This window comes from Streptomyces sp. NPDC057271 (assembly GCF_042668715.1).
Taxonomy (GTDB): Bacteria; Actinomycetota; Actinomycetes; order Streptomycetales; family Streptomycetaceae; genus Streptomyces.
The window spans coordinates 1-4,259 of record NZ_JBHUYJ010000085.1; the positions used below are offsets into that span (position 1 = coordinate 1).

General features: G+C 73.4%; 4 protein-coding genes and 1 pseudogene. 2 read left to right on the top strand and 3 right to left on the bottom strand.

Annotation, left to right across the window (positions count from 1 at the left end; translation table 11 throughout):
• Window positions 1-206, top strand: a 206-nt coding sequence (gene sepH, locus ACFUJR_RS29435) for a septation protein SepH (protein ID WP_383450903.1), incomplete at its 5' end; no start/stop codon positions are given.
• Between the two features lie 148 nt (window positions 207-354).
• On the opposite strand, the gene ACFUJR_RS29440 is transcribed toward sepH, so the two are convergent.
• The gene (locus ACFUJR_RS29440) at window positions 355-1,191 is read right to left on the bottom strand and encodes a sulfurtransferase (RefSeq protein ID WP_383171491.1); all 837 of its coding nucleotides are present in this window, start codon (window positions 1,189-1,191) and stop codon (window positions 355-357) included.
• Between the two features lie 290 nt (window positions 1,192-1,481).
• Here ACFUJR_RS29440 and ACFUJR_RS29445 point away from each other — a divergent pair, with 290 nt between their 5' ends.
• Window positions 1,482-2,252, top strand: coding sequence for a VOC family protein (locus tag ACFUJR_RS29445; RefSeq protein WP_383171489.1), 771 nt, complete (start codon window positions 1,482-1,484; stop codon window positions 2,250-2,252).
• A gap of 124 nt (window positions 2,253-2,376) precedes the next feature.
• Here the strand turns inward: ACFUJR_RS29445 and ACFUJR_RS29450 are convergent, their stop codons facing one another.
• Window positions 2,377-3,735, bottom strand: coding sequence for a polysialyltransferase family glycosyltransferase (locus tag ACFUJR_RS29450; RefSeq protein WP_383171487.1), 1,359 nt, complete (start codon window positions 3,733-3,735; stop codon window positions 2,377-2,379).
• Between the two features lie 4 nt (window positions 3,736-3,739).
• Window positions 3,740-4,259, bottom strand: a pseudogene (locus ACFUJR_RS29455) (glycosyltransferase family 2 protein); the annotation flags it as partial.

The window sequence follows — 4,259 nt, forward strand, 5'->3', positions numbered from 1 at the left end:
AGCCGCCGGCCCCCGCGGCCTCGGTCGGAGCCGGCTCGGCCTACGCCGACGTCCTGATGCCGCGCGCGGTCTCGGGCCACCGCGACCGTCTCACCGGCACGACGGACCGTCAGGCAGAGGCGGACGGCGTCCGCCCGGGCCGCCGAGCGGCGGTCCCGAGCTGGGACGAGATCGTCTTCGGCACGCGAAGGAAGAAGCAGGACTGAGCCCGTACGAGAAGGGGCCCGCACCGGCGATGGACGCTGTCGGTCGATTCGACCGACAGCGTCCGGCGAAGGTACGGGCCCCTTCTCGCGCGCTCAGGGGCGGGGAGCCCGCCGACGGCGTCCGGCCGCCGACCTCGTCCCCGCGCGGCTACTGCGGGTCCGCGCCCTTGGCGACCGGGCGCGTGGGGTCGTTCGACCATTCCGACCAGGAGCCCGCGTAGAGCGCGGAGGGGATGCCCGCGATCGCGAGGGCGAGCACCTCGTGCGCGCCCGAGACGCCCGAGCCGCAGTACACGCCGACCCCGCCGTCCTCCTGGGCACCGAGCGCGGCGAAGCGGGCCGCCAGCGCCCGCGCCGGGAGGAAACGGCCGTCCTCGTCCACGTTCCCGGTGGTCGGTGCCGAGACCGCGCCCGGGATGTGACCGCCGACCGGATCGATCGGCTCCACGTCACCCCGGTACCGCTCCGCCGCCCGCGCGTCGAGCAGCAGCCCGGAGCGGGCCAGCGCCGCCGCCCCGTCGGCGTCCAGCAGCCCTACGTCGCTCGGGTACGGCACGAAGTCGCCCGGCTCGGGCTCCGGGGTCTCCTTCGACAGCTCGTGCCCTGCGGCCGTCCACGCCGCGAGGCCGCCGTCCAGGACCCGTACGTCGGTGTGGCCCGTCCAGCGCAGCAGCCACCAGGCCCGGGCGGCGCCCCACCCGAGCCCCCCGTCGTAGACGACGACCGGAGCGTCCGCCGAGACGCCCGCCCGGCGCATCGCCGCACCGAAGACCTCCGGGTCCGGCAGCGGATGCCGGCCGCCGCTGCCGGGCGGCCCGGCCAGTTCCGTGTCCAGGTCGACGTAGACCGCACCGGGGATGTGCCCGGCCTCGTAGTCGGGCAGCCCCGGCGGGCCGCCGAGCTGCCAGCGGACGTCCAGGAGGACCGGGCGCCGGGCCCCGGCCGTATCGCTCGCGAGTTCGCCTGCGGTGATGATGGGCTTCATGGGTGCCATCCTCGCGCAGCTCGTGCTGCCCGGGAGCACCTTCCCGGACCGTTCCACGGCGACGCCAGGACGGCGCGGCGACCGCACGACGGCGCGGCCGTGGCGCGAGAAGGGCTCAGGGGTGCGAGCATCTGCACGGGGCGCGCCACCGAGGCGCGTGTACGGCGGGTGAACGGCGGGCAGGAACCCGCTGCGGAGCCCGAGGGCCCCGCTCCCACCCACCCGTACGAGTTCGTGCGCACGCTCGGTCCCCCGCACGGCCACGACGATGGTCCGAGGAGAGAGTGACGATGACCGAGGCGACTCGGCGCACACCCGGTGCACCCTGTTGGGTGAGTTTGATGGTGCACGGCATTGACGCGACGCAGGAGTTCTACGGCGGGCTCTTCGGCTGGGAGTTCGAGCCCGGTCCGCAGCAGCTCGGTCCGTATGTCCGCGCCCTGCTCGACGGCAGGGAGGTGGCGGGCATCGGCCAGCTGCCTCCCGACCGGCATCTGCCGGTCGCCTGGACCACCTATCTGGCCACCGACGACGCCGACGAGACCGCGGAGACCATCCGCTGCTGCGGCGGCACGGTCGCGGTCGGCCCGCTCGACGCGGGCGAGGCCGGCCGGATGGCGATCTGTTCGGATCCGGTCGGCGCCGTCTTCGGCGTCTGGCAGGCCGGGATGCACCAGGGAACGGCGGCCGAGGGCCCCCCGGGAACGCCGGTCTGGAACGAACTCCTGACGTACGAGACGTCGGCGATCTCCAAGTTCTACCGGTCGGTGTTCGGGTACGAGGCCGAGCCGGTCGTCTCGGCCGACTTCGACTATCTGACCCTCCACCTGGACGGACGTCCGGTGGCGGCCCTGCACGGCGTCGGCACCGCGCTCCCCCGGGACCGGGGCGCGCACTGGCTGACGTACTTCGAGGTCACCGACGCCGACGCGGCCGCCCGTCTCGTCACCGAGCTGGGCGGCCATGTGCTGCGGCCGCCCAGGGAGGGCGCGGCGGGCCGGAGCGCGCTGGTGGCGGACCCGGAGGGGGCGGTCTTCACGATCGTCCACTCGGCGAACTGACCGAGCGGACACCACGGGACCGGACCGCCGTCCCCGGCTCGGTCCCGCCCGCGGGTCCCGGGGCTGGGCGCCCGGCCCCGAGCACCCGGGATCGGCCGGGCCTGGACCGGTCGAGCCCCGGGGTTCAGCTCCTGCCACTGCGCGTCAGGGTCCGGCGCAGCCGGGCTCCGCCTGCCGGGCCGGCCGGATCGCCGCCGGGCAGGCCGAGCTTCGTCAGTCGCTCGACGTCGAAGTACCGCACCATGTCCGCGTTCCCCCGGTGCCGCTCCAGGAACGTCGCGGTCTCGTCGCGCAGCAGCGGATGGAGCCTGGACTGCATGCAGAAGCCCACCGCTCGGACCAGCGGCGTCAGGGTCTCCGGCCCGGCTCCTGGGACGGCCGGTCCCGTACCGCTCTCCAGGTCGGGCACGATGTGGTCCACGACGGTCAGGGGCACGCGGTTGCTGTTCTCGTACGGTGTGAGCCGGGCCAGGAGCGTGTCCGTGCCCACCCGGGCGATGGGGACGCCGTAGTAGACGGACGCGGTGACCATCGCGGTCGAGAAGCAGCCGACGACCAGCGTCGGCCGGCAGCGCTCGTAGAACGTCTCGGCGAGCAGCGGACCGTCCAGGACGGTCAGCCGTACGCCGGCGTCGTCGGCGGCCTCGTTCAGCGCCGTGCCGTAGCGGGCGGGCGCGGTCGGGTGCGGCTTGAAGATCACCGACGTGTGTCCGGCGGCCGCGGCACCACGCAGCATCCGGATGTGCAGCTCCTCCTCCTCGTCGGCGGTGAGGATGCCGAGCGAGGCGAGGTACTGGCCGAGGAGAAGGGCCGTCGGCTCGGCCTCGACCGCCGCGGTGACCTGCTGGTCGCCCTCGGCCGCCTCGGCGATCTCCGAGAGGATCCCCCGGAACGCCTCGTCGGGTACGAGTTCGGGCTCGACGCCGTACTCGGAGAGCAGCAGCGGGCGCAGACCGGGCACCAGGTCGAGGTGGAGCAGCCGTCCGATCCGGCAGGCGATCGACTGCGGCAGCTCCTCGCGCGTCGGCCCGTAGCTCATCAGGCCGTCGGCGTAGACCTCGACGGTGCTCTCGGCGAAGACCGCCGCGAGCGCCTTTGCCGGGTTGACCTGGATGGACTCGACGATCAACTCGACCGGTGCGGTGCCCAGCTCCCACGCCGTCCGGAACACCCGCTGCCACAGCGGCGCCTCCTCCAGGCGCGGCGCCCAGGTGGCCGGGTGGTGCGGGTGGATGGCCTCGTTCCAGTCGATCACCTCGTCGAAGCGGGAGGCGATCCGGTCGTAGCCGGTCATCGTCTCCAGGCGCAGCGAGGTCTCCGGGATCGCCGCGTTGTTCGACACGAGCAGGATCCGTCGGGCGTCGGCGGGGGCGCCGAACCGGCCGGCGTCGATCGCCGCCGCGAGCGTGGCCGCGCCGTAGAGCGTGGACACCTCGAAGATCTGGATACGCGCGGTCATGCTCTTCGCTGTCGTGGCGGTCATGGGGTCAGGCCGTCCTTCCGGTGGCGCGCAGGCCGCGGAGCAGGGTGCTGCGCGCGGGGTCCATCGTCGCCAGCGTCTCGTCGAGCACCTGCTGCGGCATCCGTCGCAGGGCTTCGGTCACGTTCCGCCTGAGTCGCCTGCTGACGGCCGGTTCGTACTGGTCGGCCTTGCCCATGTGGAAGGCGATCATGGCGCAGTACGTGCGGACCGCCTTGGGCAGGAAGCGGTCGGCGTCGCGGTCGGCGGACACCTCGTCGAGCAGGAGGTCGTACGACGGGATGAAGTCGAGCTGGCGGTTGTCGGTGATCTGGGTGAGCGAGGTGGTGACACCGCGCCGGTAGAAGACTCCGTGCAGGCTGAGGGCCGCGTAGGTGGTGGCCTTCAGGTGGAGGCGCCAGATCCAGAGCCGGTCCTCGGCGGTGCGCAGCTTCGTCTCGAAGCGGGACTCGCCGTTCTCGAAGAGCCGGCCGCTGTAGATCCCGAAGGGGACGAAGGGGTAGTCGACCATCGTCACCATGCTGGAG

Coding starts and splice junctions, on each gene's coding strand:
- ACFUJR_RS29445 (WP_383171489.1), top strand. CDS start 1,482: ATGACCGAGGCGACTCGGCGCACACCCGGTGCACCCTGTTGGGTGAGT.
- ACFUJR_RS29440 (WP_383171491.1), bottom strand. CDS start 1,191: ATGAAGCCCATCATCACCGCAGGCGAACTCGCGAGCGATACGGCCGGG.
- ACFUJR_RS29450 (WP_383171487.1), bottom strand. CDS start 3,735: ATGACCGCCACGACAGCGAAGAGCATGACCGCGCGTATCCAGATCTTC.